Source organism: Bradyrhizobium genosp. L (genome assembly GCF_015624485.1).
Lineage (GTDB): Bacteria > Pseudomonadota > Alphaproteobacteria > Rhizobiales > Xanthobacteraceae > Bradyrhizobium.
The window spans coordinates 5,146,853-5,173,286 of record NZ_CP061378.1; the positions used below are offsets into that span (position 1 = coordinate 5,146,853).

The 26,434-nt window shown below is 65.4% G+C and carries 23 protein-coding genes; 9 read left to right on the top strand and 14 right to left on the bottom strand.

Annotation, left to right across the window (positions count from 1 at the left end; all coding sequences use genetic code 11):
- Nucleotide 1 precedes the first annotated feature (1 nt).
- A complete protein-coding gene (gene rfaD / locus IC762_RS24590) occupies nucleotides 2–982 on the bottom strand; it encodes an ADP-glyceromanno-heptose 6-epimerase (RefSeq protein WP_195784791.1) in 981 nt (326 codons plus the stop codon).
- Nucleotides 983–1,116: 134 nt separating this feature from the next.
- Here rfaD and waaF point away from each other — a divergent pair, with 134 nt between their 5' ends.
- Nucleotides 1,117–2,181: a lipopolysaccharide heptosyltransferase II gene (waaF, locus tag IC762_RS24595; RefSeq protein ID WP_195784792.1), complete on the top strand. Its 1,065-nt coding sequence runs from the start codon at nucleotides 1,117–1,119 to the stop codon at nucleotides 2,179–2,181.
- Here the strand turns inward: waaF and IC762_RS24600 are convergent.
- Entirely contained in the window at nucleotides 2,163–3,209 is a 1,047-nt protein-coding gene (locus IC762_RS24600) for a glycosyltransferase family 4 protein (protein WP_246801203.1), read from the bottom strand. The two genes, waaF and IC762_RS24600, sit on opposite strands and share 19 nt — an antisense overlap.
- A gap of 132 nt (nucleotides 3,210–3,341) precedes the next feature.
- On the opposite strand from IC762_RS24600, the gene galE reads away from it, so the two are divergent.
- Nucleotides 3,342–4,355: a UDP-glucose 4-epimerase GalE gene (galE, locus tag IC762_RS24605; RefSeq protein ID WP_195784794.1), complete on the top strand. Its 1,014-nt coding sequence runs from the start codon at nucleotides 3,342–3,344 to the stop codon at nucleotides 4,353–4,355.
- 100 nt (nucleotides 4,356–4,455) lie between these two features.
- Nucleotides 4,456–6,267 (top strand): ABC transporter ATP-binding protein, encoded by a 1,812-nt coding sequence (locus IC762_RS24610; protein WP_195784795.1) that lies wholly within the window; start codon nucleotides 4,456–4,458, stop codon nucleotides 6,265–6,267.
- Nucleotides 6,268–6,272: 5 nt separating this feature from the next.
- Here the strand turns inward: IC762_RS24610 and IC762_RS24615 are convergent, their stop codons facing one another.
- Nucleotides 6,273–7,451 carry a dipeptidase gene (locus IC762_RS24615; RefSeq protein ID WP_195784796.1) on the bottom strand — a complete coding sequence of 393 codons (1,179 nt, stop codon included), beginning with the start codon at nucleotides 7,449–7,451 and terminating at the stop codon, nucleotides 6,273–6,275.
- Between the two features lie 153 nt (nucleotides 7,452–7,604).
- Here IC762_RS24615 and IC762_RS24620 point away from each other — a divergent pair, with 153 nt between their 5' ends.
- Nucleotides 7,605–8,306 (top strand): fumarylacetoacetate hydrolase family protein, encoded by a 702-nt coding sequence (locus tag IC762_RS24620; RefSeq protein ID WP_195784797.1) that lies wholly within the window; start codon nucleotides 7,605–7,607, stop codon nucleotides 8,304–8,306.
- Between the two features lie 67 nt (nucleotides 8,307–8,373).
- On the opposite strand, the gene IC762_RS24625 is transcribed toward IC762_RS24620, so the two are convergent.
- Nucleotides 8,374–8,592, bottom strand: coding sequence for a hypothetical protein (locus IC762_RS24625; RefSeq protein ID WP_195784798.1), 219 nt, complete (start codon nucleotides 8,590–8,592; stop codon nucleotides 8,374–8,376).
- Nucleotides 8,593–8,860: 268 nt separating this feature from the next.
- Here IC762_RS24625 and IC762_RS24630 point away from each other — a divergent pair, with 268 nt between their 5' ends.
- Complete coding sequence (locus tag IC762_RS24630) at nucleotides 8,861–9,049, top strand: hypothetical protein (protein WP_195790263.1); 189 nt, start codon at nucleotides 8,861–8,863, stop codon at nucleotides 9,047–9,049.
- A 13-nt stretch (nucleotides 9,050–9,062) separates the two neighbouring features.
- Here IC762_RS24630 and IC762_RS24635 read toward each other — a convergent pair whose 3' ends face one another.
- The 3 genes from IC762_RS24635 to IC762_RS24645 form a co-directional block, all read right to left on the bottom strand.
- Nucleotides 9,063–9,440 (bottom strand): SPW repeat protein, encoded by a 378-nt coding sequence (locus IC762_RS24635; RefSeq protein WP_195784799.1) that lies wholly within the window; start codon nucleotides 9,438–9,440, stop codon nucleotides 9,063–9,065.
- Between the two features lie 151 nt (nucleotides 9,441–9,591).
- Entirely contained in the window at nucleotides 9,592–11,283 is a 1,692-nt protein-coding gene (locus tag IC762_RS24640; RefSeq protein WP_195784800.1) for an NAD-dependent malic enzyme, read from the bottom strand.
- Nucleotides 11,284–11,449: 166 nt separating this feature from the next.
- The gene (locus IC762_RS24645; protein ID WP_195784801.1) at nucleotides 11,450–12,379 is read right to left on the bottom strand and encodes an aspartyl/asparaginyl beta-hydroxylase domain-containing protein; all 930 of its coding nucleotides are present in this window, start codon (nucleotides 12,377–12,379) and stop codon (nucleotides 11,450–11,452) included.
- A 328-nt stretch (nucleotides 12,380–12,707) separates the two neighbouring features.
- On the opposite strand from IC762_RS24645, the gene IC762_RS24650 reads away from it, so the two are divergent.
- The 3 genes from IC762_RS24650 to IC762_RS24660 are packed head-to-tail and all read left to right on the top strand — an operon-like array spanning nucleotide 12,708 to nucleotide 16,466.
- Nucleotides 12,708–13,910, top strand: coding sequence for an ABC transporter substrate-binding protein (locus IC762_RS24650; RefSeq protein ID WP_195784802.1), 1,203 nt, complete (start codon nucleotides 12,708–12,710; stop codon nucleotides 13,908–13,910).
- The gene (locus IC762_RS24655; RefSeq protein WP_195784803.1) at nucleotides 13,889–15,628 is read left to right on the top strand and encodes an FAD-dependent oxidoreductase; all 1,740 of its coding nucleotides are present in this window, start codon (nucleotides 13,889–13,891) and stop codon (nucleotides 15,626–15,628) included. Before IC762_RS24650 ends, IC762_RS24655 begins: the two co-directional genes overlap by 22 nt.
- 34 nt (nucleotides 15,629–15,662) lie before the next feature.
- Complete coding sequence (locus tag IC762_RS24660) at nucleotides 15,663–16,466, top strand: IclR family transcriptional regulator (RefSeq protein WP_195784804.1); 804 nt, start codon at nucleotides 15,663–15,665, stop codon at nucleotides 16,464–16,466.
- 258 nt (nucleotides 16,467–16,724) lie between these two features.
- On the opposite strand, the gene ahcY is transcribed toward IC762_RS24660, so the two are convergent.
- The 3 genes from ahcY to IC762_RS24675 all read right to left on the bottom strand — a co-directional run bounded on the left by ahcY (nucleotide 16,725) and on the right by IC762_RS24675 (nucleotide 20,889).
- Complete coding sequence (gene ahcY / locus IC762_RS24665; protein ID WP_195784805.1) at nucleotides 16,725–18,152, bottom strand: adenosylhomocysteinase; 1,428 nt, start codon at nucleotides 18,150–18,152, stop codon at nucleotides 16,725–16,727.
- A gap of 124 nt (nucleotides 18,153–18,276) precedes the next feature.
- Nucleotides 18,277–19,473, bottom strand: coding sequence for a methionine adenosyltransferase (gene metK, locus IC762_RS24670; protein ID WP_195784806.1), 1,197 nt, complete (start codon nucleotides 19,471–19,473; stop codon nucleotides 18,277–18,279).
- 60 nt (nucleotides 19,474–19,533) lie between these two features.
- Nucleotides 19,534–20,889, bottom strand: coding sequence for a hypothetical protein (locus IC762_RS24675; RefSeq protein ID WP_195784807.1), 1,356 nt, complete (start codon nucleotides 20,887–20,889; stop codon nucleotides 19,534–19,536).
- Between the two features lie 173 nt (nucleotides 20,890–21,062).
- On the opposite strand from IC762_RS24675, the gene IC762_RS24680 reads away from it, so the two are divergent.
- Entirely contained in the window at nucleotides 21,063–22,796 is a 1,734-nt protein-coding gene (locus IC762_RS24680) for a caspase family protein (RefSeq protein ID WP_195784808.1), read from the top strand.
- 9 nt (nucleotides 22,797–22,805) lie between these two features.
- Here IC762_RS24680 and IC762_RS24685 read toward each other — a convergent pair whose 3' ends face one another.
- Genes IC762_RS24685 through IC762_RS24700 form a run of 4 tightly spaced genes read right to left on the bottom strand, consistent with a single transcriptional unit; the run spans nucleotide 22,806 to nucleotide 26,433 of the window.
- Nucleotides 22,806–23,924: a cobalamin-independent methionine synthase II family protein gene (locus IC762_RS24685; RefSeq protein WP_195784809.1), complete on the bottom strand. Its 1,119-nt coding sequence runs from the start codon at nucleotides 23,922–23,924 to the stop codon at nucleotides 22,806–22,808.
- Nucleotides 23,925–23,943: 19 nt separating this feature from the next.
- Nucleotides 23,944–24,660: an ABC transporter ATP-binding protein gene (locus IC762_RS24690; protein WP_195784810.1), complete on the bottom strand. Its 717-nt coding sequence runs from the start codon at nucleotides 24,658–24,660 to the stop codon at nucleotides 23,944–23,946.
- Nucleotides 24,653–25,405: an ABC transporter ATP-binding protein gene (locus tag IC762_RS24695; protein WP_195784811.1), complete on the bottom strand. Its 753-nt coding sequence runs from the start codon at nucleotides 25,403–25,405 to the stop codon at nucleotides 24,653–24,655. Before IC762_RS24695 ends, IC762_RS24690 begins: the two co-directional genes overlap by 8 nt.
- On the bottom strand, nucleotides 25,402–26,433 hold the full coding sequence (locus IC762_RS24700) for a branched-chain amino acid ABC transporter permease (protein ID WP_195784812.1): 1,032 nt from the start codon (nucleotides 26,431–26,433) through the stop codon (nucleotides 25,402–25,404). Before IC762_RS24700 ends, IC762_RS24695 begins: the two co-directional genes overlap by 4 nt.
- Nucleotide 26,434 lies beyond the last annotated feature (1 nt).

A 26,434-nucleotide genomic window follows, 5' to 3' on the forward strand; every position in this document is an offset into this window, starting at 1 on the left:
TTCAGCGATAGCGATCGGCGCGGTTGAGGTAACCCCCAACATAGTCCGCGACAGCGTCTTCGAGCGTGGTGAAACCGCCATTATATCCGGCGTGCCCGAGACGATCGACCACGCTCTGGGTGAAATACTGGTAGCTGCCGCGAATCTGCTCGGGCATCTCGACATAATGGATGTTCGGCTGCATCTTCAATGCGCTGTAGGCCGAGACGATCAGGTCCTTGAAGCTGCGCGCGGTGCCGGTACCGACATTGAACAGCCCGCTGACACCGGGCGTTGCCACGAGCCACATCATCACCCGCACGACGTCGTCGACATAGATGAAATCGCGGCGCTGATCGCCGTCGGCGATACCCTCGCGATGCGACTTGAACAGCTGCACCGGCCGGCCCGCTTTGACGTCGTCGAAGCGGCGCGCCAGCACGCTCATCATCGTGCCCTTGTGGTATTCGTTCGGTCCGAACACGTTGAAGAACTTCAGCCCTGCCCATTGCGGCGGCAGCCTGTCCCCCTTGGCCGCGCGCTCGGCGACCACGAGGTCGAACAGCTGCTTGCTCCAGCCGTAGAGGTTCATCGGACGCAGCCGCTTCAGCGCCGCGACCGATTGATCGTCGTCGAAACCTGCTTCGCCATCGCCATAGGTGGCGGCCGACGAGGCATAGATGAACGGCGTGGCGTTTTCGGTGCACCAGTCGAGCAGCCGCAGCGAGAAGCGGAAATTGGTTTCGACCACGAGATCGCCGTCGGTGGCGGTGGTTTCCGAGACGGCGCCGAGATGGAGGACGGCCTCGAGCCGCCGCCCCTTCAGCCAGGCGCCGAGCTCGGCCGGCGGCACGAGATCGGCGAGCTGGCGCTTGGCCAGGTTCCGCCATTTGCCGTCATGGCCAAGGCTATCGGAGACCACGACGTCGCTACGCCCGGCGTCGTTCAACGCGGCCACGACGTTTGAGCCGATAAAACCGGCACCCCCGGTCACCAGAAACATCAAGAAATCCCAACCAGATCCACTGCGGCTGCAGCTTTGCCCCACTCCCGCGTCACAGGCAACGACGGCTTTACCTCTTGCCGCGAACCGGTTACCGACGCGACACAAATCGGTCCGGCCTTGCCGCTTTAGCTATGAATATGGATTCAGTATTAGGGATTGAGACCGAGGACGCGGCGGACACACGCCCGATTCTCATTGTTCCCTATATGTGGATTGGCGATTTCGTCCGTGGCCACACCGTGGTCAGGGTGCTGCGCAAGCGCTGGCCGAACCGGCCGGTCGACATCCTGGTCAGCCGCCTCTGCGCTCCGCTGGTCGACTACATGCCGGGTGTCCGTGCCGGAATCGTCTTTGACCTGCCACGCAGCCGGCTGGCGCCGAAAAAGCAGTGGGCGCTTGCAGCCGAGCTGCGGTCGCGGAACTACGCCACAGCGCTGGTGCTGCCGGGAACCTGGAAATCCGCCATCGCGCCAGCCCTGGCCGGCATCCCCGAGCGCGTCGGATTCTTTGGCGAGGGCCGGTTCGGCCTGATCAACGCGATGCGCTGGGGCGAGAACAAGCTGCCGCGCTTCATCGACACCAATGCCGTGCTGGCGCTGCCCAAGGACGCAGCACGGCCGCCGGAATGGCCGGTGCCGCAGCTCCGCGTCCCCACCGAGGCGGTCGCGCAATGGCGGCAGGCCAACGGATTGGGCAGCGGCCCCGCCATCGCACTCGGACCGGGCTCGGTCGGCGAGTCGAAACGCTGGACCTATTATCCGGAGACTGCGCGGCTGTTCGCCGAGCGCGGTTTTGACGTCTGGGTGGTCGGCGGTCCCGGCGAGAAGGCGCTGGCCCAGGAGATCACAGCGGTCGGCGGCGCGCGGGTCCGCGATCTCACCAGCAACGACCTGCGCAACGGCGTGCTGGCGATGGCCGCGGCCAATGTCGCAATCTCCAACGATTCCGGGCTGATGCATATCGCCGCAGCGATCGGCACGCCGACCATGGGCATTTTCGGACCGACCAGCCCCTATCTCTGGGCGCCCCTCAACGGCCTCGCCGCGACCGTGCTGCAGACCAAATCCAGGCTGCCGTGCCAGCCGTGCCAGCGCACGATCTGCACCATGAACGACCACCGCTGCATGCGCGACATCGCGGCAGCGGAAGTGGTCGGCATCGCCCGGAGCGTGCTGGCTCAGGTCAGCGTGCGATAAACCGCGGCGATCGCGTTGGCTTCGGCATCGAGACTGAACTTATCCACAACTCGTTGTCTTGCGCGCGCCCCCATCGCCGCGGCCGATGCCGGATCGCGCATCAGCGGTTCCAGCGCGGCGACCAGCGCGTCGGCGTCGCCGGGCGGCGTCAGCACGCCGGTGACGCCGTCCTCGACGACGAACTCGGCAGCGCCCGCGCGCGCGGCCACCAGCGCCGCACCGGCCGCCATCGCCTCGATCAAGGTGAGGCCAAACCCCTCATTGCGCGAGGTGAAGGCATAGATGGTCAACCGCTGATACCAGCGCACCACGTCCTCGATCGGCAGCTCGCCGGTGATGATGATGCGCGACTGCAGGCCCGCGGCTTCGATGCGCCGCTTCAACTCATTGGCAAAGCCCTGCTGCTCCGCCACCACGGCGCCGACGACGACGGCGGTGAAATCCGGATAGCGCGGCAGCAGCCGGCACATCGCATCGACGAACACGTCGCTGCCCTTCTGCGCGCGCACGCGGCCGAAGCAGCCGATCGCGTAGCGCCCCGGCAAGCCGCTTTCGGCGAACGCCGCGGCGCGGTCGGCCGGTGGCGCGTAACGGTCGGTGTCGACGCCGTGCATCACGACGGTCGCTTCGCGCTTCAGATACGATGCAGATAGCGGGCTGGTCGCGATGATCGCGTCCATCTTGCCGATCAGCCAGCGCGTCAGCCGCTTGTGATGACGCTGCCCGGCCGAGGTGAACAATAATCTCAGCGGCCAGCCGAGGCCACGCAGCAACAGGCCCGCGATCATCTCGTCGTTGCGCCGCGCATGCCAGATCACGGATCGCGGCCGCCGCCACAACCGCATCAGGCCGGACAATCCGAGCGCATCGATGCCGTCGGGCCGGTGCGAGCCGAACCAGGCCGCGCGAAACATCTTTGCGAGCTTCGGCGCGACCATGCGGTTGGTCGCGGTGACGCCGGAATAGCGTCTGTGCAAATTCGGCACGATGAGCGCAAGCTCGCCTTCGGATTCGTTCTCGATCGGCACGCAAGTCTCCGTTTCGCGCCAGTTCCTATACGCAACATTAAGCATAGTGGCCAGTTCGGCCGCGGCGAAACCCCCTCTTCACCCGGCACCCGCTAGCATCGCCCGTTAAAGAGAAACGGGAGAGCCCTGTCCATGACCGTGCTTGTAACCGGCGGTGCCGGCTATATCGGAAGTCACATGGTGCATGCGCTGGTCGACGCCGGCGAGAGCGTCGTCGTGGTTGACAATCTCTCCACGGGTTTCTCCGCATTCCTCCCCGAGGGCGTGCCGCTGTTCATCGGCGATGCCGGCGACGAGAATTTGATCGAGGGCGTGATCGCCCAGCACGGCATCGACAGCATCATCCATTTTGCCGGCTCGATCGTGGTGCCGGACTCGATGCGCGATCCGCTCGGCTATTACCGCAACAACACCATGACGACGCGCAGCCTGCTCAATGCTGCCGTGAAGGGCGGCATCAGCCGCTTCATCTTCTCCTCGACCGCGGCCGTCTACGGCAATCCGGACCAGGTGCCGGTGCCCGAGATCGCGCCGACCCGTCCGCTGTCGCCCTACGGTTCGTCGAAGCTGATGACCGAGATCATGCTGCATGACGTCGCCTCGGCGCACGGCATGGACTATGTCGTGCTGCGCTACTTCAACGTCGCCGGCGCCGATCCGCAAGGACGCTGCGGCCTCGCCACGGTCGGCGCCACGCATCTGTTGAAGATCGCGGTCGAGGCCGCGACCGGCCAGCGCGCCAAGATCGACGTGTTCGGCACCGACTATCCGACCCAGGACGGCAGCTGCGTCAGGGATTTCATCCATGTCAGCGACCTCGTCGAGGCGCATCGCGCCGCGCTGTCCTATTTGCGCGCCGGCGGGCCATCGACGACGCTGAATTGCGGCTATGGCCGCGGCTATTCCGTGATCGAGACCATCGAGGCGGTGCGCCGCGTCTCGATGCGCAATTTCGCCGTCGCCTACGCGCCGCGCCGGCCCGGCGACATCATGACCATGGTCGCCGACACCAGCCGGATCCGCACAGCGCTCGACTGGACGCCGCGCTACGACGACCTCGAGACCATCGCGAGCCACGCGCTGGCCTGGGAGGAGAAGCTGTTCCGGGATCGCGGCGGCCTCCGCCAGCAGGCAGAATCGGCCTGAAAATCAAGCGTTTATTGGGCTTGAAAAAGCCCCGCCAAGCAGGCAAGGAGACTCCCGCAAGGCCTGACGGCTGGCCGATGCCGCCGTCGATGGAACGCGGATGGCTCAGTTTCCAAAGAAAATCACCGACGATCCCTATGGCGCAGCGATCCTGATTCGCCGCCTGGTCATGGAACAGGGCATCGTCTACTGGCGGCGCTATCTGACCGCGCTCGCATGGATGGCCGTTGCCGCCGGCGCGACGGCCGGCTCGACCTATGTGCTGGGCCAGGTCATCAACCAGGCCTATGTCGACAAGAACGTGGCCGGCATCGCGATGTTCGCCGGTATCACGGTCATTCTGCTGTTCATCAAGGGTGTGGCGACCTACGGCCACATGGTGATCCTCAACAAGATCTCCAACGCCATCCTCGCCAACAACCAGCGGCAATTGTTCGCCAAGCTGATGAACGAGAGCATCGGCTTCTTCTCCGAGCGGCATTCCTCCGAATTCCTGGCGCGGCTGACCGCCGGCGCCAAGTCGATCACCGACGTGCTCAACATGCTGGTGAACGCGATCGGCCGCGACTTCCTGATGCTGATCAGCATGCTCGCGGTGATGATCTGGCAGGATCCGCTGATGTCGATCATCGGGCTCGTCGCGGTGCCGCCGGCGATGCTGGTGCTGCGCAAGCTGGTCAAGCGCATCAAGGGCCTCGCCTACAACCAGTTCACCGGCACCGCCGACATCCTGGAGACGATGCAGGAATCGCTGCAGGGCATCCGCACCGTGAAGGCGTTCACGCTGGAAGGCGCGATGCAGGAGCGGATCGACGAGCACATCGCGACCGTCGAGCGCAATGCCAACAAGATGGCGCGGGTCGCCAACCGTTCCAATCCACTGATGGAGATGCTCGGCGGCTTCGCGGTCGCCGGCTGCCTGCTCTATAGCGGCTACCGCGTGGTGGCGCTCGGCTCCTCGCCGGGCCAGTTCTTCACGTTCCTGACCGCTTTCCTGATGGCGACCGAGCCCGCGAAACGGCTGGCGCGGCTCAACATCGATCTCAACAGCCAGCTGGTCGGCGCGCGCATGCTGCTCGAAGTCGTCGACAGCCCGGCCAGCGAGCAGGCCGACGACGACAAGCCGGCGCTGAAACTGTCGGACGCGCGGATCGAATTGCGCGACGTCTCCTTCGCCTATCGGCCCGGCGAGCCGGTGCTGAACCGCATGAGCTTTACAGCCGAGCCCGGCAAGGTCACCGCGCTGGTCGGCCCCTCCGGCGGCGGCAAGTCGACGGTGCTGGCGCTGCTGCTGCGCTTCTATGAAACGCAACAAGGCCAGATCCTGATCGACGGCCAGTCGATCTCATCCGTGTCGCGCAAATCGCTGCGGCAGCAGACCGCCTATGTCGGCCAGGACGTCTACCTGTTCCGCGACACCATCCGCGCCAACATCGCCTTCGGCAAGCAAGGCGCGACCGAAACCGACATCGTCGAGGCGGCAAAGGCGGCCTGCGCGCACGATTTCATCATGAGCTTCCCGCTCGGCTACGACACCCCGGTCGGCGAGCACGGCACGCAACTCTCCGGCGGCCAGCGCCAGCGGATCGCGGTCGCCCGTGCGCTGATCAAGAACGCGCCGATCATCCTGCTCGACGAGGCCACCGCGGCGCTCGACTCCGAATCTGAGAAGCAGGTGCAGGAGGCGATCGAGCATCTCTGCCAGAACCGCACCACCATCGTGATCGCGCATCGCCTTCACACCATCATGCATGCCGATGCGATCCTGGTCGTCGAAGGCGGCGAGATCGTCGAGCGCGGACGCCACGAGGACCTGTTGCGCCGCGGCGGCCGCTACGCGTCGTTCTTCCGGTTGCAGCATCGCCACGACGCGCCGGCGCTCGAGCTCGCGCCGATCAGCGCCAGGGCGTAAGCGTCTCATCCCTTCGGCGCCAGGCCCGCGTGGAGCACGCGCAGCACGTTGCCGCCCATCACCTTGCGGATGTCGTCCTCGGAAAATCCTGCCGTCATCAAGGCCTGGGTCACCGCGACGACCCCGCTGGCATCGAACCCCGTGGTGGTCGAGCCATCGAAGTCCGAGCCGAGACCGACATGATCGATCCCGACGAGGTCGCGGACATGGGCGATCGCCCGCGCCACATTCTTGGGATCGAGCGAGCAGACCGCGCCCTGCCAGAAGCCGATCCCGATCACGCCGCCAGTGCGCGCGACGCCCCTGATCTCGTCGTCGGTGAGGTTGCGGTTGACCTTGCAGGTCGCCTGCACGCCGCCATGGCTCGACACCACCGGGCGCGTCGCCATCGCCAAGACGTCGGCGACCGTGGCGTGGCTGGCATGCGCGAGGTCGACGACCATGCCGATCGCCTCCATCCGCTGCACCACCTGCCGCCCCAGCGGCGTCAGTCCGCCCTTGGCGACGCCATGCATCGAGCCCGCGATATCGTTGTCGAAGAAATGCGCCAGCCCGGCCATGCGGAAGCCCGCGGCATAGAGCACGTCGAGATTGTCGATCTTGCCCTCGAGATCGTGCAGCCCCTCGATCGACAGCATGCCGCCGACCACGGTGGCGCCGCCCTTGCGGTCGGCCAGCAGGCGGTCGATGTCGTCAGGCGTCGCGATCACGCGCAGCCGTCCGCCGGACTCCGTGGCGAAGCGATGCAGCTTCTCGGCATGCCACAGCGAGCGCTGCAGCAGCGAGAACCAGGTCCGTGGCGGCTGCAGGTCGACGATGGCGAGGTTGGTGACGGTGTCGCTGTCATCAGGGTTGGAATCGTAGTTCTGCCCCTTGGGCGATTTGGTGAACGAGGAGAATACTTGCAGCGCGTAGTGCCCCTCGATCAGGCGCGGCAGATCGATATGGCCGTGGTTGGCCCGCGCGAGCAGGTCGCGCTTCCATGCCAGGCTGTCGGCATGCATGTCGGCGACGTCGAGCGTCGCCTGCAGGGCATGCGCGGCCGGCGTAACATCGAACGCAATATGCTTCACCTTGTTCTGGGCGCGGTCGATCTTTTCCGGGGTGACCGCGAAGAACCTGATGGCGCCGACGATCAGGACGGCGGCGACCACGGCAATGCCGATCCGAAGCCATTTCCTCATCGAGGCCGCCCTTCCCGCAGAACGGCACCAGCCCGGCTCATCCGAAAGGAGGCCTCACATCTGCGCGCCGCGCAGCCGCAGCCCCTAGCCCGGAGCCCGGCGACCGCGTAAAAACGGGCCGCATTCCCGCCCTCAACCGTCCGAGACCCGTTCATGAACGCCGCCTCCACCGTCATCCCGCTTCCCCCGCAAGCCTCGCTTCCCGTCGTCGGCGAAGCCGGCGTCTACCCGGTGCGCCGCATCTGGTGCGTCGGCCGCAACTATCTCGAGCATATCAGGGAGATGGGCAATGACGAGCGCGCGCCGCCGTTCTTCTTCGCCAAGCACGCCGACATGCTGGTCGCCGACGGCGCCACCATCCCCTATCCGCCGCTGACCAAGGACCTGCATCACGAGGTCGAGCTGGTGGTGGCGATGAAGAGCGGCGGGCTGAACATCCCGGCCGACAAGGCGCTCGAGCACGTCTACGGCTACGCGGTCGGCATCGACCTGACCCGCCGCGACCTGCAGATCGCCTCGCGCAAGAAGGAGCGCCCGTGGGAAATCGGCAAGTCGTTCGATTATTCCGCGCCCTGCTCGGCGATCCAGCCGGCCGCGAAGATCGGCCACCCGACCGCGGGCAAGATCTGGCTCACGGTGAACGGCAAGGAAGCCCAGAAGGGCGACCTCACCGAGCTGATCTGGAACGTGCCCGAAATCATCTGGCAGCTGTCGCAGCAGGTGAAGCTCGCCGCCGGCGACATCATCATGACCGGCACGCCCGCCGGCGTCTCGCAGCTGCAGCCCGGCGACAAGCTCGAATGCGGCGTCGACGGCGTCGGCACGCTGAAGGTTTCGATCGGCAAGCCGGAATAATCTGGCCACGCTTTTGCGGACGTGACAAAGCCCCGGGCATCGCGCCCGGGGCTTTTTGCCGTGCGTGTCAGCGCATCGTGCCGGGCATGCAGGGCGGCTCGGTGAAGGGCGCGGTCGCGAACGATCCGACGTTCGGTGCGCGCACGCAATTGGTCTTGCCGGCGCTCGCCGTCGTCGCCTGGGCATGAGCGCGCCGCACCGCGGCATTATTGCCAGCCGCCAGGGCCTGCGCCGAATATGCAGCTGCTGCGACCAGGGCGGCCGCCATAAAGGTCAATTTGGTCATCGATGCTCTCCGCGCGATGGACGAAGCCCGAACAAGCTCGGCTTCTGAGACCAAGTGCGGCGAACGGCCGAAAACATTTCATCACGCGCGATCACCGAAGCGCGAGCACGTCGGTGAATCCTGGCGTGACGCCCATCGCCGGCGGCAGCGGGAATACGACCGCGGTCAACGGAATCATCCATCGGAGCCGCACGAAGCACGGTGACGGCGGCACGGAGATTCCCAAATGATCGCATTCAAGCGACTTGGCGGAACTACTCTTCTTGTTATGACGATCGTGGCCGCCCCAGCCTTCGCATCGAACGAAACCGCGACCAGGCCATGGTCGGCGCCGGTCGGCCATCGTCAGCCGCGCGCGGCCGACATCCCCGCATCGATGTCGACGCCGCAGCAGATCATCGACCAGGAGGACGCGATGGTCGACCGCAAGATCAGGGGCATTTGCCGCGGCTGCTAGATGCTCCCCGCTCTCAATGCCGCTCCACCGCCTGCGCTGCGGCCGGGCCGAGATGTGTCTTCTCGTATTCGAGGAACAGCTCGATCAGAGCCATGAAGGCAACCACAGCACCGGCCGCGATGGCAAAATGCATCGCGCGGGTGTGGGTGAAGCCGAGCAGCCAGGGCGAGACGATCAACCACGCCGCCACCAGCAGGTTGATCCACTCCTCCCAGACCGAGAACGCGAGGATCGCCGCCAGCGACAGCAGCCCGATCACAGCGCCGCTCATCCTGAGATCGACCGCCGCCGCAGGATTGTTGCCGGCAAACATCCAGGGTGCCGCCAGCAGGAAGATCGCCGCCGCCAGATTGTAGAGATCGAGCGCGGATTCTTTTCGCCAGTTCGTCATGCCGGGTCCTCCCTTGCTGCTCGAGCCGGTCGACCACGTCGATCGCAAGCCCCATCGTGGACCGGATCGTTTGATCACAAACGACACCGGCCCGGCGCGGGTTCCAATCGGACCAGGATATTGCGGCTATAACTTTAGTCGGCCTCCGCCGTCACGCCGCTCCCGCGCGCCGATACGGCACGTATTGCGGCGACCACATCTTGGCGCGGATGCGCGCCTCGATCTGGTCGACCGGAACGTCTTTGGCGAGCCCTTCCTTGTGCGCCTGCACGGCCACGGCCATCGCGACGGTGACGGCGACGTCGCGCAGCGCGCTGACCGGCGGCAGCAGATTGTGCTTCGGGTTGCTGCGCGCCGGCGAGGCGCTGGCAAGCGCCGTTGCCGCCGCCATGAACATGCCGTCGCTGATGCGGGGCGCACCGACCGCGAGCGCGCCGAGCCCGACGCCCGGGAAGATGTAGGAATTGTTGGTCTGGTCGACCTTGAAGCGGGCGCCATCGCGGGTAATCGGCGGGAACGGGCTGCCGACGCCGATCAGCGCCCGTCCCTCGGTCCAGGCCTCGATGTCAACGGGCGTCGCCTCCTCGCGCGAGGTCGGGTTCGACAGCGGGAAGATCACCGGGCGCTTGTTGCATTCGGCCATGGCGCGGACGATCGGCTCGGAGAATGCGCCGGCCTGGCCGGAGACGCCGATCAGCACCGTCGGTTTGGCGTTGCGCACCACATCGAGCAGCCCGATCTTGTCGGGATGGCCGACCTTCCAGTTCGCGATCGCCTCCTTCTTCTGCAGGAACGGCAACTGGAACGGCGCGAGCCCGGTCATGCCCTCGAGCAAGAGCCCATCGCGGTCGACCATGAAGAAGCGTGTCGCCACCTCCGCTTCGGAGACGCCGGCGTTGCGCATCGCCGCGCGGATCAGGCTGGCGATGCCGCAGCCGGCGGAGCCGGCGCCGAGCACCGCGACGCGCTGCTCGGTCAGCGGCACGCCGGTGACGTTGATGGCCGAGAGCAAGGCGCCGGTCGCCACCGCCGCGGTGCCCTGCACGTCGTCATTGAAGGTGCAGAGCCGGTCGCGATAGCGATCGAGCAGCCGCGTCGCATTGTTCTTGGCAAAGTCCTCCCATTGCAGCAGCACGCGCGGCCAGCGCTTCACTACCGCCGAGACGAAGGCCTCGATGAAATCGTCGTAGTCCTGGCCGCGCACCCGCTCGTGGCGCCAGCCGATATAGAGCGGATCGGCAAGGCAGTCTGGATTGTCGGTGCCGACGTCGAGCATGATCGGCAGCGTCGTCGCCGGATGCAGGCCGCCGCAGCCGCTGTAGAGCGCAAGCTTGCCGATCGGGATGCCCATGCCGCCGGCGCCCTGGTCGCCGAGGCCGAGGATGCGCTCGCCGTCGGTCACCACGATCGCCTCGACGGAATCGAAACGCGGATGGGCGAGGATGCGGTCGATCCGGTGCTTGTGCGGCACGCTGAGGAACAGCCCGCGCGGCTTGCGGAACAGCCGGCTGAATTTCTGGCAGCCCTCGCCGACGGTCGGCGTGTAGACGATCGGCAACAGCTCTTCCAGATTGCCGACCAGCAGCGCGTAGAACAGCGTTTCGTTGGTGTCCTGCAACTCGCGCAGGAAGGCGTAGCGCTCGAGATCGGTCTCGAAGCCGCGCAGCGCCTCGAGCCGGCGCGACACCTGCTCGTCCAGGGTCAGGATATTGGGCGGCAGCAGGCCGTGCAGATCGAACGCCTCGCGCTCGGCATCGGAGAACGCGGTGCCCTTGTTGAGCTGTGGATCGGCCAATAATTCGTATCCGCTCATTGCGGTGGTGGCGAAAGATGTATCGGCCATGACAAGGGTCCCCTCAATGCGAAACGGCAGGATGGACTGTAGCACTTCAGTGCGACGGATCGAGCGTGAAGGCGCCGTGCCGCGCAGAGTTGAACGTCGCCGGACCAGACAAAAAGCCCCGGAGCTCGCTCCGGGGCTTCTGAATTCCGAAAAGTTACAGGGCCGATTACCTGAGTGCCGACATCACGATCAGGCCGAGGATCAGCGCGGTCACCGAATATTTCAGCGTGTAGTACACGTTGCGATTCCACGCCTTGACCTTGCGACTCCCGAGGTGAAGCTCGTAGAGCTTGCCGAACACCTTGTTCAGCGCGCCGACATGCTCGCCGTCGACGTTCTGCGTCGCCGACGCCTTGACGATGTTGTGGCTGACCCAGCGGTTGATCCGCGTCATGAAACCATACTTCATCGGACGCTCGACGTCGCAGAACAGGATGATGCGGTTGACGTCGGTCTTGTTCTCGGCGCTGTGGATGAAGGTCTCGTCGAACATGAAGGCCTCGCCGTCACGCCAGACGCATTCGACGCCGTCGACCAGAATGCGGCACTGGTTCGAGTTCGGCGTGACGAGGCCGAGGTGATAGCGCAAGGAGCCGGCGAAGGGATCGCGGTGCGCCCCGAGCTTGCCGCCGGGCGGCAGCATCGCGAACATCGCGCCATGCACGTTCGGGATCGAGTTCAACAGCTCGACGGTCTTCGGGCACAGCGTGCGCGCCGACGGCAGGAAGTCGTCGTACCATTTCAGATAGAAGCGCTTCCAGCCGCTCTTGAAGAATGAATAGAAGCCCCAGTCGTTGTTCTTGGCCGCGGCGCGGATGAAGCCCTCGTCGAACAGCCGCGTCGCCTCGTCGCGGATCGTCTCCCAATTCTCCGAAAGCTTGTTCAACTCCGGAAACTGCTCGACCGGGATCACCGGCGTGTTGGGCACCGCCGAGCCTGCATACATCAGCACGTTGTAGGGCGCGAGATAGGTCGAGTGATCGCCGATCTGGCGCGCGAACCGCAGCCGCTGCTTGCCGCGGAAATGGACGTAAAGCGTGGAAGCCACCAGCACGTAGAGAATGACGAGCTGCGGTGCGAAAAGCTGTCTCAACATGATCGATCTCAGATCGCGGCCGGTCGACGCTATCCCGTCCGTCCTGGTCGCCCAGAACCGACGAAGGCTTGGAGCGCCTCGCGGGCGTGCGAAAATTCCCCTTGTTTCACAACGACTTGGTACCTCAGCCGGGTCCAGAGCCTAAGGCCTGCCGAGGTACCGTCCGAAAGCATCTTTGTAAGCGTTTGCTCACCGAAAGTGAAGGGTGGCGCAATCAGTGGAAACAATCGTGTGACCTTCTTGCATCATTCGCCATTGACAAATTGATTAGATAATTCCTAATCAAGCAATATCCGCCGGAGAATGCGGGACATCCAGAGGAGGAACGATGAGACATTTGTTGGCGGTGGCAGCCATGCTTGCGGCCATGACCGCAGCCGCGCAGGCGCAGATTTCCGACGGCGTGGTGCGGATCGGCGTGCTGACCGACCTCTCGAGCTGGGGCCGCGACAACTCCGGGCCGGGCTCGGTGGAAGCGGCCAAGATGGCGGTCGAGGAATTCGGGCCGACCGTGCTCGGCAAGCCGATCGAGATCATCGCGGCCGATCACCAGATGAAGACCGATGTCGGGGTCCAGATCGTCCGCGACTGGTTCGACAACGGCAAGGTCGACGCCGTCGCCGACATCCCGAATTCCGGCATCGCGATCGCCGTGCACAACATGGTCCGCGAGCGCAACAGGATCGCGCTGCTGTCCGGTCCCGGCGCGAGCTCGCTGACCGACGAATTGTGCAGCCCCAATACGGTGCATTTCTCCTACGACACCTATGCGCTCTCCAAGGTGACGGCCTCCGCCGTGATCAAGGAAGGCGGCAAATCCTGGTTCTTCATCACCGCCGACTACGCGTTCGGCCAGCAGCTCGAGAAGGACGCCACGCGCTTCATCAACGAGATGGGCGGCAAGGTGCTCGGCGGCGTGCGGCATCCGACCAATACCGCCGACTTCTCCTCCTTCGCGCTGCAGGCGCAGAGCTCGAAGGCCGACGTGGTGGCGTTCGCCAATGCCGGCCAGGACACCGACAACGCGATCAAGCAGGCCGGCGAGTTCGGCCTCGCGCAAGGCGGCCAGAAGCTGGTCGGCCTTTTGATGTTCGACACCGACGTACATGCGGTCGGGCTCAACGCCGCGCAGGGCACCTACATGACGACGGCGTCGTACTGGAATATGGACGACAAGACCCGGGCGTGGTCGCAAAAATTCTTCGCCCGCGCCAAGGTGATGCCGACCATGATCCACACCGGCGTCTACGGCTCGGTGCTGCATTATCTGAAGGCGATCCAGGCCGCCGGCACCGACGATCCGCAGAAAGTAATGGCCAAAATGCGCGAGCTGCCGATCGAGGACGTCTTCGTGCACGGCGGCAAATTGCGCGAGGATGGCCGCGTGATCCGCGACATGTATCTGGCGAAGGTCAAGAAGCCTTCGGAATCCAGGGAGCCGTGGGATTATCTCGACATCGTCAAGACGGTGAAGGGCGAAGACGCCTTCCGTCCCGTCTCCGAGTCCAAATGCCCGCTGTTGAAGAAATAGGATCGCTTCACGTGGCCAGCGAAGAAACGTATGAATGCGACGCGCTCGTCATCGGCTCCGGCTGCGCCGGGCTGTCGGCGGCGGTCACCGCCGGCCATCATGGCCTGAAGGTGCTGGTGGTCGAGAAGGAGCCGAAATTCGGCGGCACCACCGCGCGCTCCGGCGGCTGGCTGTGGATCCCCGGCACCTCGCTGGCGAAGGCTTGGGGCATCGAGGAGAGCACGGACCAGGCCAAGACCTATCTGCGCCACGAGGCCGGCAACAGTTTCGATGCCGCGCGCGTCGATGCGTTCCTGACCGAAGGGCCGAAAGCGGTCGACTTCTTCACGACCAAGACCGCGGTGCGTTTCGACATGCCGCTGACCTTCCCGGACTATCATGCCGAAGCGCCCGGCGGCGCGCAGGGCGGCCGCTCGATGGTGACGCGGCCGTTCGACGGCCACGAGCTCGGTGAGGCCATCAAGGATCTCGGCAGCCCCCTGCCCGAGCTCACCGTGTTCGGCATGATGCTCGGCTCCGGCAAGGAGATCGTCCATTTCATGCGCGCGACGCGCTCGCTGACCTCGGCGGCCTATGTCGCGAAACGGCTGTCGAAGCACGCCATGGACGTCGCGCGCAGCGGCCGCGGCATGACCTTGACCAACGGCAACGCGCTGGCCGGCCGGCTGGCGAAATCCGCGTTCGACCTCAATATCCCGCTGTGGCTGTCTTCGCCGGTGCGCGAACTGATCGTCGAGGGCGGCGCGGTGACCGGCGCCATCGTCATGCGCGAGGGCCGCGCGGTCCGCGTCAACGCCAGGCACGGCGTGGTGCTGGCCTGCGGCGGCTTCCCGCACGATGTCGCCCGGCGGCAGAAGATGTTTCCGCACGCGCCGACCGGCAAGGAGCACTATTCGCCGGGTCCCATCGGCAACACCGGCGACGGCCTGCGGCTCGCCGAATCCGCCGGCGGCCGCGTCGAGGATACGCTGCCGAATGCGGCGGCCTGGGTGCCGGTCTCGGTGACGACGCGCAAGGACGGCTCGAAAGGCGTGATGCCGCACTTCATCGATCGCGCCAAGCCGGGCGTGATCGCTGTCACGCGCGACGGCAAGCGCTTTGCCAACGAAGGCAATTCCTACCACGACTTCGTGCGGGCGATGATGAAAGCCGCAAAGCCCGGCGAGGAGATCGCAGCCTTCCTGCTCTGCGATCACCAGACGCTGCGCAAATACGGCCTGGGCTGCGTGCCGCCGCGCCCGATGCCGCTCGGCCATCATCTCAAAAGCGGCTACCTCAAGCGCGGTGCGACCTTGGGCGAGCTTGCCGCACAAACCGGCATCGACGCCAAGGCGCTCGAGGCCACCGTCGCCGAATTCAACGCGGCCGCAGCCGAAGGCCGCGATCCCGCCTTCGGCAAGGGTTCGCGTGCCTACAACCGCTACCAGGGCGACGCGCTGCATGGCCCCAATCCCTGCGTTGCGCCGGTCCAACACGGCCCGTTCTATGCCATCAAGATGGTGGTCGGCGATCTCGGCACCTATGCCGGCATCCGCACCGACGCCAATGCCCGCGCGCTCGATGCCGACGGCCGGCCGATCCAAGGCCTCTATGCCGCTGGCAACGACATGGCGAGCATCATGGGCGGCAACTATCCCGGCGCCGGCATCACGCTTGGCCCTGCGCTGACCTTCGGCTACATCGCGGGCAAGCACATCGCGGGCGCGGCTGCGACATAGCCGAGCGAGAGCCGGCACGAGTTGACGGGACCACATGACGAAAGAGAGCCGCGGCATCCAGTCGATCGAAGTGGGCGGCGAGCTGTTGCGTGCGCTTGCCCGCAACGGCGAGCCGATGATGCTGCGCGACCTCGCGCGCGAAGCGGGCATGCCGCCGGCCAAGGCGCATCCCTATCTCGTCAGCTTTTCCCGCATCGGCCTGATCGAGCAGGACGAGAGCACCGGCCGCTACGAGATCGGCGCGCTGGCGCTCGAGCTCGGCCTGATCAGCCTGCGCCGGCTCTCGGCCGTGCGCATCGCCACGCCGCGGATCGCCGCCCTCGCCGACAGCGTCAACCACGCCGTGTCGCTCTCGGTCTGGGGCACGCACGGGCCGACCGTGGTGCGGCTCGAGGAGCCGAGCCATCCCGTGCATATCGCGATGCGCGTCGGCTCGGTGGTCGCGCTGCTGGAGACCGCGACCGGCCGGGCGTTCGCCGCCTTCATGCCGCCGAACGCGGTGAAGGCCGCGCTCGATAGCGGTCTCGACCGGCTCGGCGTCGGCTACAATCCGAAACGTGCGCCGGCGAGTGCGAAGACGGTACAGATGTTGGCCGAGGTCCGCAGCCACCGGCTCGCGCGCGCGATCGGCGACCCCCTGCCCGGCGTCAACGCGTTCGCCGCGCCGGTGTTCGACCATGCCGGCCATGTCGCGCTGGTGATCACCGCGATGGGACCGGAAGGCACCTTCGACGCCAACTGGGACAGCCCGATCGCAGCCGCGCTACAAGCCTGCGCCGGCGATATCTCGCGGCAGTTGGGCCACAGCCTATCGCCGTCGGATCCGCGGGGCGGCTGAGGCCGACACAGCGACGCATCCGCGGTCGACGACACCGCGTTGTTTGCAACGTTCTCACGGTCGTCCTGGCGAAAGCCAGGACCCATTACCCAAATTGCCAATTATCGCGCGACGCTGGGACCACAATCCCGTTCACAATCAAATTCGATGGTTATGGGTGCTGACTTTCGTCAGGACGACGTTGGAGAAAGCGCCGCACCCGGCAAAAAGCCCCGGACAATGCCGGGGCTTTTCACAATCTCTCGCAGCAACAGCGGATCAGTAGCGGTAGTGGTCGCTCTTGTACGGACCTTCCTGCTTGACGCCGATATAGTCGGCCTGGTCCTTGCGCAGCTCGGTCAGCTTGACGCCGATCTTGGCGAGATGCAGGCGGGCGACCTTCTCGTCCAGCGACTTCGGCAGCACGTAGACTTCCTTCTTGTACTTTCCGTCCCTGTTGTTGGCGAACAGCTCGATCTGCGCCAGCGTCTGGTTGGTGAACGACGCCGACATCACGAAGGACGGATGGCCCATGGCGTTGCCGAGGTTCACCAGGCGGCCTTCCGACAGCATGATGATGCGGTGCTTGTCGGGGAATTCGATCTCGTCGACCTGCGGCTTGATGTTGGTCCACTTCAGATTGCGCAGAGACGCGATCTGGATCTCGTTGTCGAAGTGGCCGATGTTGCAGACGATGGCGCGGTCCTTCATCGCGCGCATGTGCTCGATCGTGATGATGTCCTTGTTGCCGGTCGCGGTCACGAAGATGTCGGCACGAGGCGCGGCGTCTTCCATGGTCGTGACTTCATAGCCCTCCATCGACGCCTGCAGCGCGCAGATCGGATCGATCTCCGACACCATGACGCGGCAGCCGGCCTGGCGCAGCGAGGCGGCCGAACCCTTGCCGACATCGCCGAAGCCCGCGACCATTGCCACCTTGCCCGACATCATCACGTCGGTGCCGCGGCGGATGCCGTCGACCAGCGATTCACGGCAGCCATAGAGGTTGTCGAACTTCGACTTGGTGACACTGTCGTTGACGTTGATCGCCGGCCACAGCAGCGTGCCGGCCTTTTGCATGTCATAGAGACGATGCACGCCCGTGGTGGTCTCTTCGGAAACGCCCTTGATGCTCTTGGCGATCTCGGCGAAGTAGCCCTTCGGCTTTTCCTTGAGCTGCTTCTTCAACAGCGCGAAGAAGACTTCCTCTTCTTCCGAACCCGGCTTGTCCAGGAAGGCGGCGTCGCCGTTCTCGGCGCGCAGACCGAGATGGACGTACATGGTGGCATCGCCGCCGTCGTCGAGGATCATGTTTGGATGACCGCCACCGTGCCAGTCGAACAGCTTGGCGGTGTAGTCCCAGTACTCGGTCAGCGTCTCACCCTTGACCGCGAACACCGGAATGCCAGCCGCGGCGATCGCGGCAGCGGCGTGGTCCTGGGTCGAATAGATGTTGCAGGAGACCCAGCGAATGTCGGCGCCGAGCGCTGCCAGCGTCTCGATCAGCACGCCGGTCTGGATCGTCATGTGCAGCGAACCCGCGATACGCGCGCCCTTCAGCGGCTGTTTCGGGCCGTACTCTTCGCGGGTGGCCATCAGGCCGGGCATCTCGGTCTCGGCGAGCGAGAGCTCCTTGCGGCCGAAATCGGCCAGCGAAATATCCTTGACGATGTAGTCGGTGAAGCCGGGCTTCGTGGGGGCGTTCATGTGAGCGTCCTGTTGTTGTATCGGTCATTCCGGGACGCCTCGGCGGCGAACCCGAAATCTGGAGGTGATGGAGGAGGATTCCGGGTTCGCTCGCTCGCGCGAGCGCCCCGGAATGACGCGGGGATCAGAGCGCGCGCTTCAGCGGCTCGACGAGATCGGTCTTCTCCCAGGAGAAGCCGCCCTCATTGTCGGGCGTGCGGCCGAAATGGCCGTAGGCCGAGGTGCGCGCGTAGATCGGACGGTTGAGGTCGAGATGGCTGCGGATGCCGCGCGGCGTCAGGTCCATCGCCTTGGCAACCGCCTTCTCGAGCTCATCCTCCGACACCTTGCCGGTGCCGTGGGTGTCGATGTAGATCGACAGCGGACGCGCCACGCCGATCGCGTAGGCGAGCTGCAAGGTGCAGCGGTCGGCGAGACCGGCCGCGACGACGTTCTTGGCGACGTAGCGCGCGGCATAGGCCGCGGAGCGGTCGACCTTGGTCGGATCCTTGCCGGAGAACGCGCCGCCGCCATGCGGGGCCGCGCCGCCATAGGTGTCGACGATGATCTTGCGGCCGGTCAGGCCGGAATCGCCGTCGGGACCGCCGATGTAGAACTTGCCGGTCGGGTTGATGTGCCAGATCGTCTTGTCGCTGATCCACTCCTTCGGCAGCGCCTGACGCACATAGGGCTCGACGATGTCGCGGATCTGCTTGGACGAGATGTCCTCGACCAGATGCTGATGCGAGACCACGATCTCGCGGACGCCGACCGGCTTGCCGTTCTCGTACTGCACGGTGACCTGGCTCTTGGAGTCCGGGCCGAGCACCTTCTCGCGGCCGGAGTGGCGGGCTTCCGAGATCAGCCGCAGAATCTTGTGGGCGTAGAAGATCGGCGCCGGCATCAGGTCGGGCGTCTCGTTGGTGGCGTAGCCGAACATGATGCCCTGGTCGCCGGCGCCCTCTTCCTTGGTCTCGCCGGGCTGCAGCGCGTCGACGCCCTGCGCGATGTCGGCCGACTGCGGATGCAAGAGGATCTCGATGTCGCACTTCTCCCAGTGGAAGCCGTCCTGCTCGTAGCCGATGTCCTTGATCGCGGAGCGAACCACGCCCTCGATCTGGTCATTGGTGACCGAGGCCGGGCCGCGGGTCTCGCCGGCGATCACCACCTTGTTGGTGGTGGCGAGCGTTTCGCACGCTGCTCGGATGGCCCACGGATCGATGCCGGCCTTCGGCCCTTCGCGGTAGAACAGGTCTACGATCTCGTCCGAGATGCGATCGCAGACCTTGTCCGGATGGCCTTCGGAAACCGACTCGCTGGTGAACAGATAGGACGCGCGCATCAGCAAAACCTCTTAATGATCGCCATTCCGGCGGTGGTTGTTATGGTGTGTCATGGAATGTCAGTCGCGACGACGCGAGATGACGTAGGATTCGTCGTAAAACCAAAGCCCGTTGTGTCGGCGCAGCACCTCTCTGGTTGCATCGAGGGTCCGCGCGCTATCAGTCATGTCGGTCAACCGGTCGTCTTCAATCTGCGCGACATACACCGCCGCGTTCCAGGCTGCAAAGGCCGTGGAGGTTCCGATCGAGCCGGTCACCTCGTTGGGCAGCGCCTCCATATCATATCGAAAGATCGAGCGGTTATCCGCATACGCATTAAAGTTAAGCTCGCGTCCGGCCGCGCCGAGCTCGTATTTGACAGCGCGCAATATCTCATGGCGGCTGACCGCGAAAGGGTGTTCTCCGGGCCAGACCGCTTGAATGATTTCAAGCCCGGGATCGTGTCCGTGGGAGTGGATTCCTATCAGCCGGCCGCCGCCGCGCAGCGCGCGGGCGAGCGGCGCGATGATGCGCTTGGCACGGAAATTCACCGAGGATTTGGCGCGGTAGGGCTGCGAGGCGATCACGAGATCGAAATTCGCCTCGGTCTTACCCGCCCGGGGGATGATGGAATCGAGCAGGAACCGATGGTCGTCGCGGTATAGCACCAGCGCCACCGGCCGGTCGTAGATCGGCATCGAGGTCCGCGGGCTGACATTGGCGCGCCAGTTCTGCTCAAGGAACGGGCCAAGCTCGGCGATCTGGGTTTCGAACTCGCCCGAGGATGTGCCACGCAGCGGCACCTCGTGCCAGACCATGCTGGCAGCCGCCGTGGACGACTTGGGCGTCAGCCAGGGCGCTTCGGCGTAGTACATATTGGTGAAGACGAAGACGCTCGCCGGATGCTCCAGCAGGCGATCCGACACCTTGTCGAGGGTCAGGCGAAGGTCTTCCAGGCTCAGTTCCTTGCCCGCGACATAGAACGGCATATGCGGAAAGCGCACATGCATGGCGCGCAACACGCGCGCCAGCACGGTGCCGTCGCCCATCCCGGCGTCGAACACCCGCATCGCCGGCGGCCGCGGCTGGATCGCGGACAATTCCAGCGCGACCCGGTCGGCGATCACCCGCTTCTCGCTGCAGGTATGCACGAACAGCAGATAGCGCTGGCGGTTCTCGAAGAAGCGGAAATTGCCCCTGGGATCGCGCTTCTCCGGCGGCACCACGAGGCCGCGCGGCGGCGCCACCCCGCCCGGCGTGGCGGCCGCGATGAAGGCGTTGATGCGGTCGAGCGTGTCGATGGTGATGCGCTTGCCCTCGCGCAGCCGGTGCACGAGCTTGCCGTCGTTGACCGAGCGACGGCCGAACGTCGTCTCCGCCATGTCGGAACGGCGGCAGAAATCCGTGATCTGGCTGAGGATTTCGTCGTTCTTCATGAGGCCAGGGATGGGCGGCGGCGAGTGGGACAAAAGTGGGCAGAAACTGAGATGCGCGGGGTCTTACCACTGTTTTCCCACCAGTTGAACCCCTTTCTGGGGTTCGACCACAAACAATCTATCGACCGCCTCGCCGTCACCCGATTGTCACAACCACCGCCCCTGGATGCTCCATGCGCCGCCTGCTCCTGATCCCCTGCCTGCTTGCCGCCGTCCTGTGGGCAGTGCCCTGCTTTGCCCAGTCACGCGCGCAGCTTGGCCCACTCTGCACCACCGACACGACGCCGGCGGACCAGATGGTCGATGCCTGCAGCAAGATCATCGCGCTGAAAGCGTTCACCGGCGAGAAGCTCGCCACGGTCTATTTCTGGCGCGCGGTCGGCTGGAACAAGAAAGGCAATTACGCGCAGGTGATCGCTGACGCCACCGAGGCGATCCGGCTCAAGCCCAGCACCGCCGTCTACAATCTGCGCGGCTCGGCCTACTACGACAAAGGCGAGTACGACATCGCGATCGCCGACTTCAACGATGCGCTGCGCATCGGGCCTGCGAACGGCATCGTCTACCACAATCGCGGCAATGCCTGGCGCGGCAAGGGCGACTACGCCAAGGCGATCGCCGACTACGATGCCGCGATCAAGGCCGGGCCGAAATCGGCGTTCTCCTATCAGAACCGCGGCATCTGCCGGCTGGCGCTCGGCGATCTCGACGCCGCGCTCGCCGACATCAACGACGCCATCAGGATCGATCCGTCGCTGCCGCAGCCGCTGATCAACCGCGGCGTGATCTGGCGCGCCAAGGGCGACATCGACCGCGCGATATCAGACACCACGGAAGCGATCCGGCTGGCAAAGGCAAAAGCCCCCGCCAACATCATGACGCCGCCCGGCAGCGTGTTGATCTCGGCCTACACCCAGCGCGGCCTCGCCCATGAAGCCAAGGGCGACGCCGAGCATGCCAAGCAGGATTACGCGACGGTGCTCGAAGGTCGGGCCTCCGACGCCGGGAGCAAGGCCAACCAGGCCACCGCCAAGGTACGTCTCTCGCTATTGCAGGAAGCGGCTACTGCGCCGCGCAAGGCCGCCGAGGCGCCTGCTGCCGCGCCGGCAAGCGCTGCGCCGACCACCGCCGCCACGGCTGCTCCAGCCGCACCGGCACCGGCCGCGCCAGCGGAGGCCGCAACAAGCGTGCGGCGGGTTGCGCTGGTGATCGGCAACGGCGCCTACGCCCATGTCAGGGCGCTGCCCAATCCGACCAATGATGCGCGCGCCGTCGCAAAGAGCCTGCGCGAGATCGGCTTCACGGTCTCCGAGGGCCTCGATCTCGATCGCGACGCGATGCAGCGGACGATCCGTGACTTCCTGCGCGAAGCGGCGCGCGCGCAGGTCGCCGTGGTCTATTATGCCGGCCATGGCGTGCAGATCGACGGCCGCAACTATCTGGTGCCGGTCGACATCGATCTCACGCCCGGCAGCCGCATCACCGATGCAATGGTCGACATGGACACCATCATGGCCGGCCTCGACGATCAGATCCGCACCAACATCCTGATCCTCGATGCCTGCCGCAACAACCCGATGGCATCGCAGCTGGCGTCCGCCGGTCCGAGCCGCGGCATCGAGGCCAGTCCCGGCCTGGCCGCGCCGACTTCGCTCGGCTCAGGCTCGACGCTCGGCGCCGGCACGCTGATCGCATTCGCGACCGCGCCGGGCCAGATCGCGCTCGACGGCGAAGGCGTCAACAGCCCGTTCTCGGCAGCGCTGTCGCGCCACATCGGCACGCCCGGCCTCGAAGTGCAGCAGATGCTCACACGGGTGCGCGCCGAAGTGGTCGCCGCGACCAAGGGCAAGCAGGTGCCATGGTCGAATTCCTCGCTGCTCGGCGAGGTCTATCTGGCGGAGAAGTGACGGGTAGGCTTATCGCCCCCACACCTCTTCCGCGACCTCGACGGCGAGCCGCAACTTCGCCCACTGCTCCTCCTCGGAGAGGATGTTGCCCTCTTCGGTCGAAGCAAAACCGCATTGCGGCGACACCGCGAGCTGCTCGAGCGGCGCGAACTTCGCCGCCTCCTCCAGCCGCCGCTTGATGGCGTCCTTGCTCTCGAGCTCGCCGAACTTCGAGGTGATGACGCCGACCACCACGACCTTGTTGCCCTTCGGCAGGAAGCGCAGCGGCTCGAAGCCGCCGGCGCGGTCGGAATCATATTCGAGGAAGTAGCCGTCGTAGTTGGTGCCGGCCAGCATGGTCTCGGCGACCGGCTCGTAGCCGCCGGAGGAGATCCAGGTCGAGCGGAAATTGCCGCGGCAGACATGTGTCGATATCACCATGTCGGACGGACGCTCGGCGATCGCGTAGTTGATGATGCGGGCGTAGATCTCCTGCAGGCCGTCGGGATTGTCGCCGCGCTCGCGCGATTTCTGCAGCTCCTCCTGCGAGCACAGATACGCCCACACGGTGTCGTCGAACTGCAAATAGCGGCAGCCGGCGTCGTAGAACGCCTTCACCGCTTTCCGATAGGTCTTGCCGAGATCCTCGTAGAATTCCTCGAGATCCGGATAGACCTCCTTGGAGATCAGCTTGCGGCCGCCGCGGAAATGCAGCACCGCCGGCGACGGGATCGTCATCTTCGGCGTGACATGGGCCTGGTCGGCATATTTCTTCAGGAAGCGGAAGTGATCGAGCATCGGGTGCTGATCGGAGAAGTCGAGCTTGTCGATCACCCGGATGGCATCGTGCCGGGTCTGCACGCCCGCGAACTGGATGCCGATGTCGGGATGGAACAGCTCACAGCCGGTGAGGTGGCTGAGGAAATCGAAGTGCCACCAGGAGCGGCGGAACTCGCCGTCGGTCGCGAGCTTGAGCCCGATCGAGGCCTGCTTGTGCACGACCTTCTCGATCTCCATGTCCTCGATCTTGCGCAGCTCGTCGGCTGCAATCTCGCCCTTCTCCAGCCTGGCGCGGGCCTCCTTGATCTTCGGCGGCCGCAACAGGCTGCCGACCTCGTCGGCGCGGAACGGAGGCTTGGTTCGCTGCATGATCAACTCCCGAACATTTCTAATGTGCTTTGGCCCCGGAGACGCCGAGATGGCGCTCCAGGATGGACGGATCGGCCTTCAGCGCCCGGCTCTCGGCGTCGTGCACGATCGTGCCGCGCTCCAATATCACAACGCGGTCGGCGAGCCCCAGAATCTTTTGCGCGTGTTGTTCAACGATCACAGAGCAGATGCCGCCGGCCCGTGTGATGGTTCCGATCGCCCTGAGCAATTCCTCGACGATGATCGGCGCGAGCCCCTCGGTCGGCTCGTCGAGCAGCAGCACCTTCGGGTTCAAGGTCAGCGCGCGGCCGATCGCCAGCATCTGCTGTTCGCCACCGGAGAGCTGATTGCCGAAATTGCTGCGCCGCTCCTTGAGCCGCGGGAACATCTCATACACCCGCTCGACCGTCCATGGTCCCGGCTGCGCCACCGCGGTCATGTTCTCCTCGACGGTGAGCGAGCGGAAGATATTGCGCTCCTGCGGCACCCAGCCGATGCCAGCGCGGGCGCGCTGGTCCGGCCGCAGCGCCGTGATGTCGTGACCCGCGAGCGCGACCGTGCCGCCAAAACGCCTGACGATGCCGACGATCGAATTGATCAGCGTGGTCTTGCCGGTGCCGTTGCGCCCGAGCAGCGCCAGCACCTGGCCTTCGGCCAGCGACAGCGACATGTCGGGCAGCACCACCGCCTCGCCATATCCGGCGCGCAGGCCCTCGATGGTGAGAAGATCAGGCATCGGCGGCCTCGCCGAGATAGACTGCCTTCACCTGCGGATCGCGCGCGACCTCGTCGGGCGCGCCTTCGGTCAGCAGCCCGCCATTGACCAGCACCGAGATGCGGTCGGCAAAGGAGAACACCAGGTCCATGTCGTGCTCGATCAAGAGCACCGTGACATCGCGCGGCAACGCAGCGACCGCAGCCAGGATGTCATGACGCTCGCTCTCGGGCACGCCGGCGGCGGGCTCGTCGAGCAGCAGCACCCGCGGCTTGGCTGATATCGCGACCGCGATCTCCAGCAGCCGTTGCTTGCCATAGGCCAGCGTCGCGGTCGGCTCGGTCATGACGTCGAGCAGATGGAAGCGCGACAGGATCTCGGCGATCTCGCCGTTGACGTCGTCGCGCGTCCCCATCCGTCGCCACCAGTCGCCGCCGCGGCCCATCCGCTCGGAGACCGCAAGGCCGATGGTCTCGAGCGGGGTCAGGTCGGCATAGAGCTGGTTGATCTGGAAGGTGCGCGACAGCCCGCGCAGCACCCGCTTGTGCACGGGAAGATCGGTGATGTCGCTGCCTTCGAGCAGGATGCGGCCGCTGTTCGGCTTCAGCACGCCGGTGAGCTGGTTGATGACGGTGGTCTTGCCGGCGCCGTTCGGCCCGATCAGCGCATGGCGGGCGCCCTGCGCCACCTTCAGCGAGAGATCGCGGGTGACGCGCAGGCCGCCGAACGATTTCTCGAGATTGCATGTTTCGAGCGCGATCGTCATGACGCGTCACTCTCCGGCACCACGACGACGGCCTTGCGTCCCGCGAACTGGCGGATCACGAGGTTCGGCAAGAACAGCACCCAGCGATGGATGCGGGCGCGGCCGACCAGCACGATCACGACCAGCACGAGGCCGATCCAGAACAGCCAGTATTGCGGGGTGAGGCTCTGAAACAGCTCCTGTAGCATCTTGAACACGACCGCGCCGATCAGGCCGCCATAGAGATAGCCGGTGCCGCCGATCACGAGCACCAGCATCAGGTCGGCAGAGCGCTCGAAGGCGAACACGTCGAGCGAGGCCAACGCCGTGGTCTGGGTGAACAGCGCGCCGGCGATGCCGGCATAGAACGCGGCGAACGTATAGATGGCGATCAGGCGGCGATTGACCGGGATGCCGATCGCGGCCGCGCGCAGCGGATTGTTCCTGATTGCGCGCAGCGACAGGCCGAACGGCGAATGCACCACGCGGCGCGCCAGCAGGAACAGGATGAACAGCACGATCAGCGAATAAAAGAAGCCAACCTTGCCGAACATGTCGAAGCTGAACAGCCCGAGGATCGGCTGCATCTCGATGCCCTGCAGACCGTCGGTGCCGCCGGTGATGTCAGCGAAGCGCTCGGCGAGCGCCTCCAGCAGCAGCGCAATGCCGAGCGTCACCATCAACCGCGTCAGGTCGACGCCGCGGATGACGAGAAAGCTGGTCAGGAAGCCGAGCACCGCCGCAACGAGGCCTGCGGCGACCAGCGCGACGACGGGCTCATTGATGATGCCGTGCAACGCCAGCAAGCCGGCCGAATAGGCGCCGACGCCGAAGAAGGCCGCATGGCCGAGCGAGACGATGCCGGCATAGCCGAGGATCAGATCGAGCGACAGCGCGAACAGGCCGAGCCGCACGATGTCGGTCATGATCAGATAGCGCGACGGGAACAGGATGCCGCAGGCCAGCGCCAGCACCCAGAACGCGACTTCGCTGATCCGCCAGCGTGCGCCGGCGATGGCGTGAGAGGAGACGTCGGAGCGCGCGGTCATC

Excerpts from the sequence above, each read along its gene's own strand:
- IC762_RS24690 (WP_195784810.1), bottom strand. The coding sequence starts at position 24,660 with ATGCCTGATCTTCTCACCATCGAGGGCCTGCGCGCCGGATATGGCGAG.
- IC762_RS24640 (WP_195784800.1), bottom strand. The coding sequence starts at position 11,283 with ATGGCCGATACATCTTTCGCCACCACCGCAATGAGCGGATACGAATTA.
- IC762_RS24660 (WP_195784804.1), top strand. The coding sequence starts at position 15,663 with ATGACGAAAGAGAGCCGCGGCATCCAGTCGATCGAAGTGGGCGGCGAG.
- galE (WP_195784794.1), top strand. The coding sequence starts at position 3,342 with ATGACCGTGCTTGTAACCGGCGGTGCCGGCTATATCGGAAGTCACATG.
- IC762_RS24655 (WP_195784803.1), top strand. The coding sequence starts at position 13,889 with ATGCCCGCTGTTGAAGAAATAGGATCGCTTCACGTGGCCAGCGAAGAA.
- ahcY (WP_195784805.1), bottom strand. The coding sequence starts at position 18,152 with ATGAACGCCCCCACGAAGCCCGGCTTCACCGACTACATCGTCAAGGAT.
- waaF (WP_195784792.1), top strand. The coding sequence starts at position 1,117 with ATGAATATGGATTCAGTATTAGGGATTGAGACCGAGGACGCGGCGGAC.
- IC762_RS24635 (WP_195784799.1), bottom strand. The coding sequence starts at position 9,440 with ATGACGAACTGGCGAAAAGAATCCGCGCTCGATCTCTACAATCTGGCG.
- IC762_RS24620 (WP_195784797.1), top strand. The coding sequence starts at position 7,605 with ATGAACGCCGCCTCCACCGTCATCCCGCTTCCCCCGCAAGCCTCGCTT.
- IC762_RS24680 (WP_195784808.1), top strand. The coding sequence starts at position 21,063 with ATGCGCCGCCTGCTCCTGATCCCCTGCCTGCTTGCCGCCGTCCTGTGG.
- IC762_RS24630 (WP_195790263.1), top strand. The coding sequence starts at position 8,861 with ATGACGATCGTGGCCGCCCCAGCCTTCGCATCGAACGAAACCGCGACC.
- IC762_RS24675 (WP_195784807.1), bottom strand. The coding sequence starts at position 20,889 with ATGAAGAACGACGAAATCCTCAGCCAGATCACGGATTTCTGCCGCCGT.
- IC762_RS24625 (WP_195784798.1), bottom strand. The coding sequence starts at position 8,592 with ATGACCAAATTGACCTTTATGGCGGCCGCCCTGGTCGCAGCAGCTGCA.
- rfaD (WP_195784791.1), bottom strand. The coding sequence starts at position 982 with ATGTTTCTGGTGACCGGGGGTGCCGGTTTTATCGGCTCAAACGTCGTG.
- IC762_RS24685 (WP_195784809.1), bottom strand. The coding sequence starts at position 23,924 with ATGCAGCGAACCAAGCCTCCGTTCCGCGCCGACGAGGTCGGCAGCCTG.
- IC762_RS24615 (WP_195784796.1), bottom strand. The coding sequence starts at position 7,451 with ATGAGGAAATGGCTTCGGATCGGCATTGCCGTGGTCGCCGCCGTCCTG.
- metK (WP_195784806.1), bottom strand. The coding sequence starts at position 19,473 with ATGCGCGCGTCCTATCTGTTCACCAGCGAGTCGGTTTCCGAAGGCCAT.
- IC762_RS24695 (WP_195784811.1), bottom strand. The coding sequence starts at position 25,405 with ATGACGATCGCGCTCGAAACATGCAATCTCGAGAAATCGTTCGGCGGC.
- IC762_RS24700 (WP_195784812.1), bottom strand. The coding sequence starts at position 26,433 with ATGACCGCGCGCTCCGACGTCTCCTCTCACGCCATCGCCGGCGCACGC.
- IC762_RS24645 (WP_195784801.1), bottom strand. The coding sequence starts at position 12,379 with ATGTTGAGACAGCTTTTCGCACCGCAGCTCGTCATTCTCTACGTGCTG.
- IC762_RS24650 (WP_195784802.1), top strand. The coding sequence starts at position 12,708 with ATGAGACATTTGTTGGCGGTGGCAGCCATGCTTGCGGCCATGACCGCA.
- IC762_RS24610 (WP_195784795.1), top strand. The coding sequence starts at position 4,456 with ATGGCTCAGTTTCCAAAGAAAATCACCGACGATCCCTATGGCGCAGCG.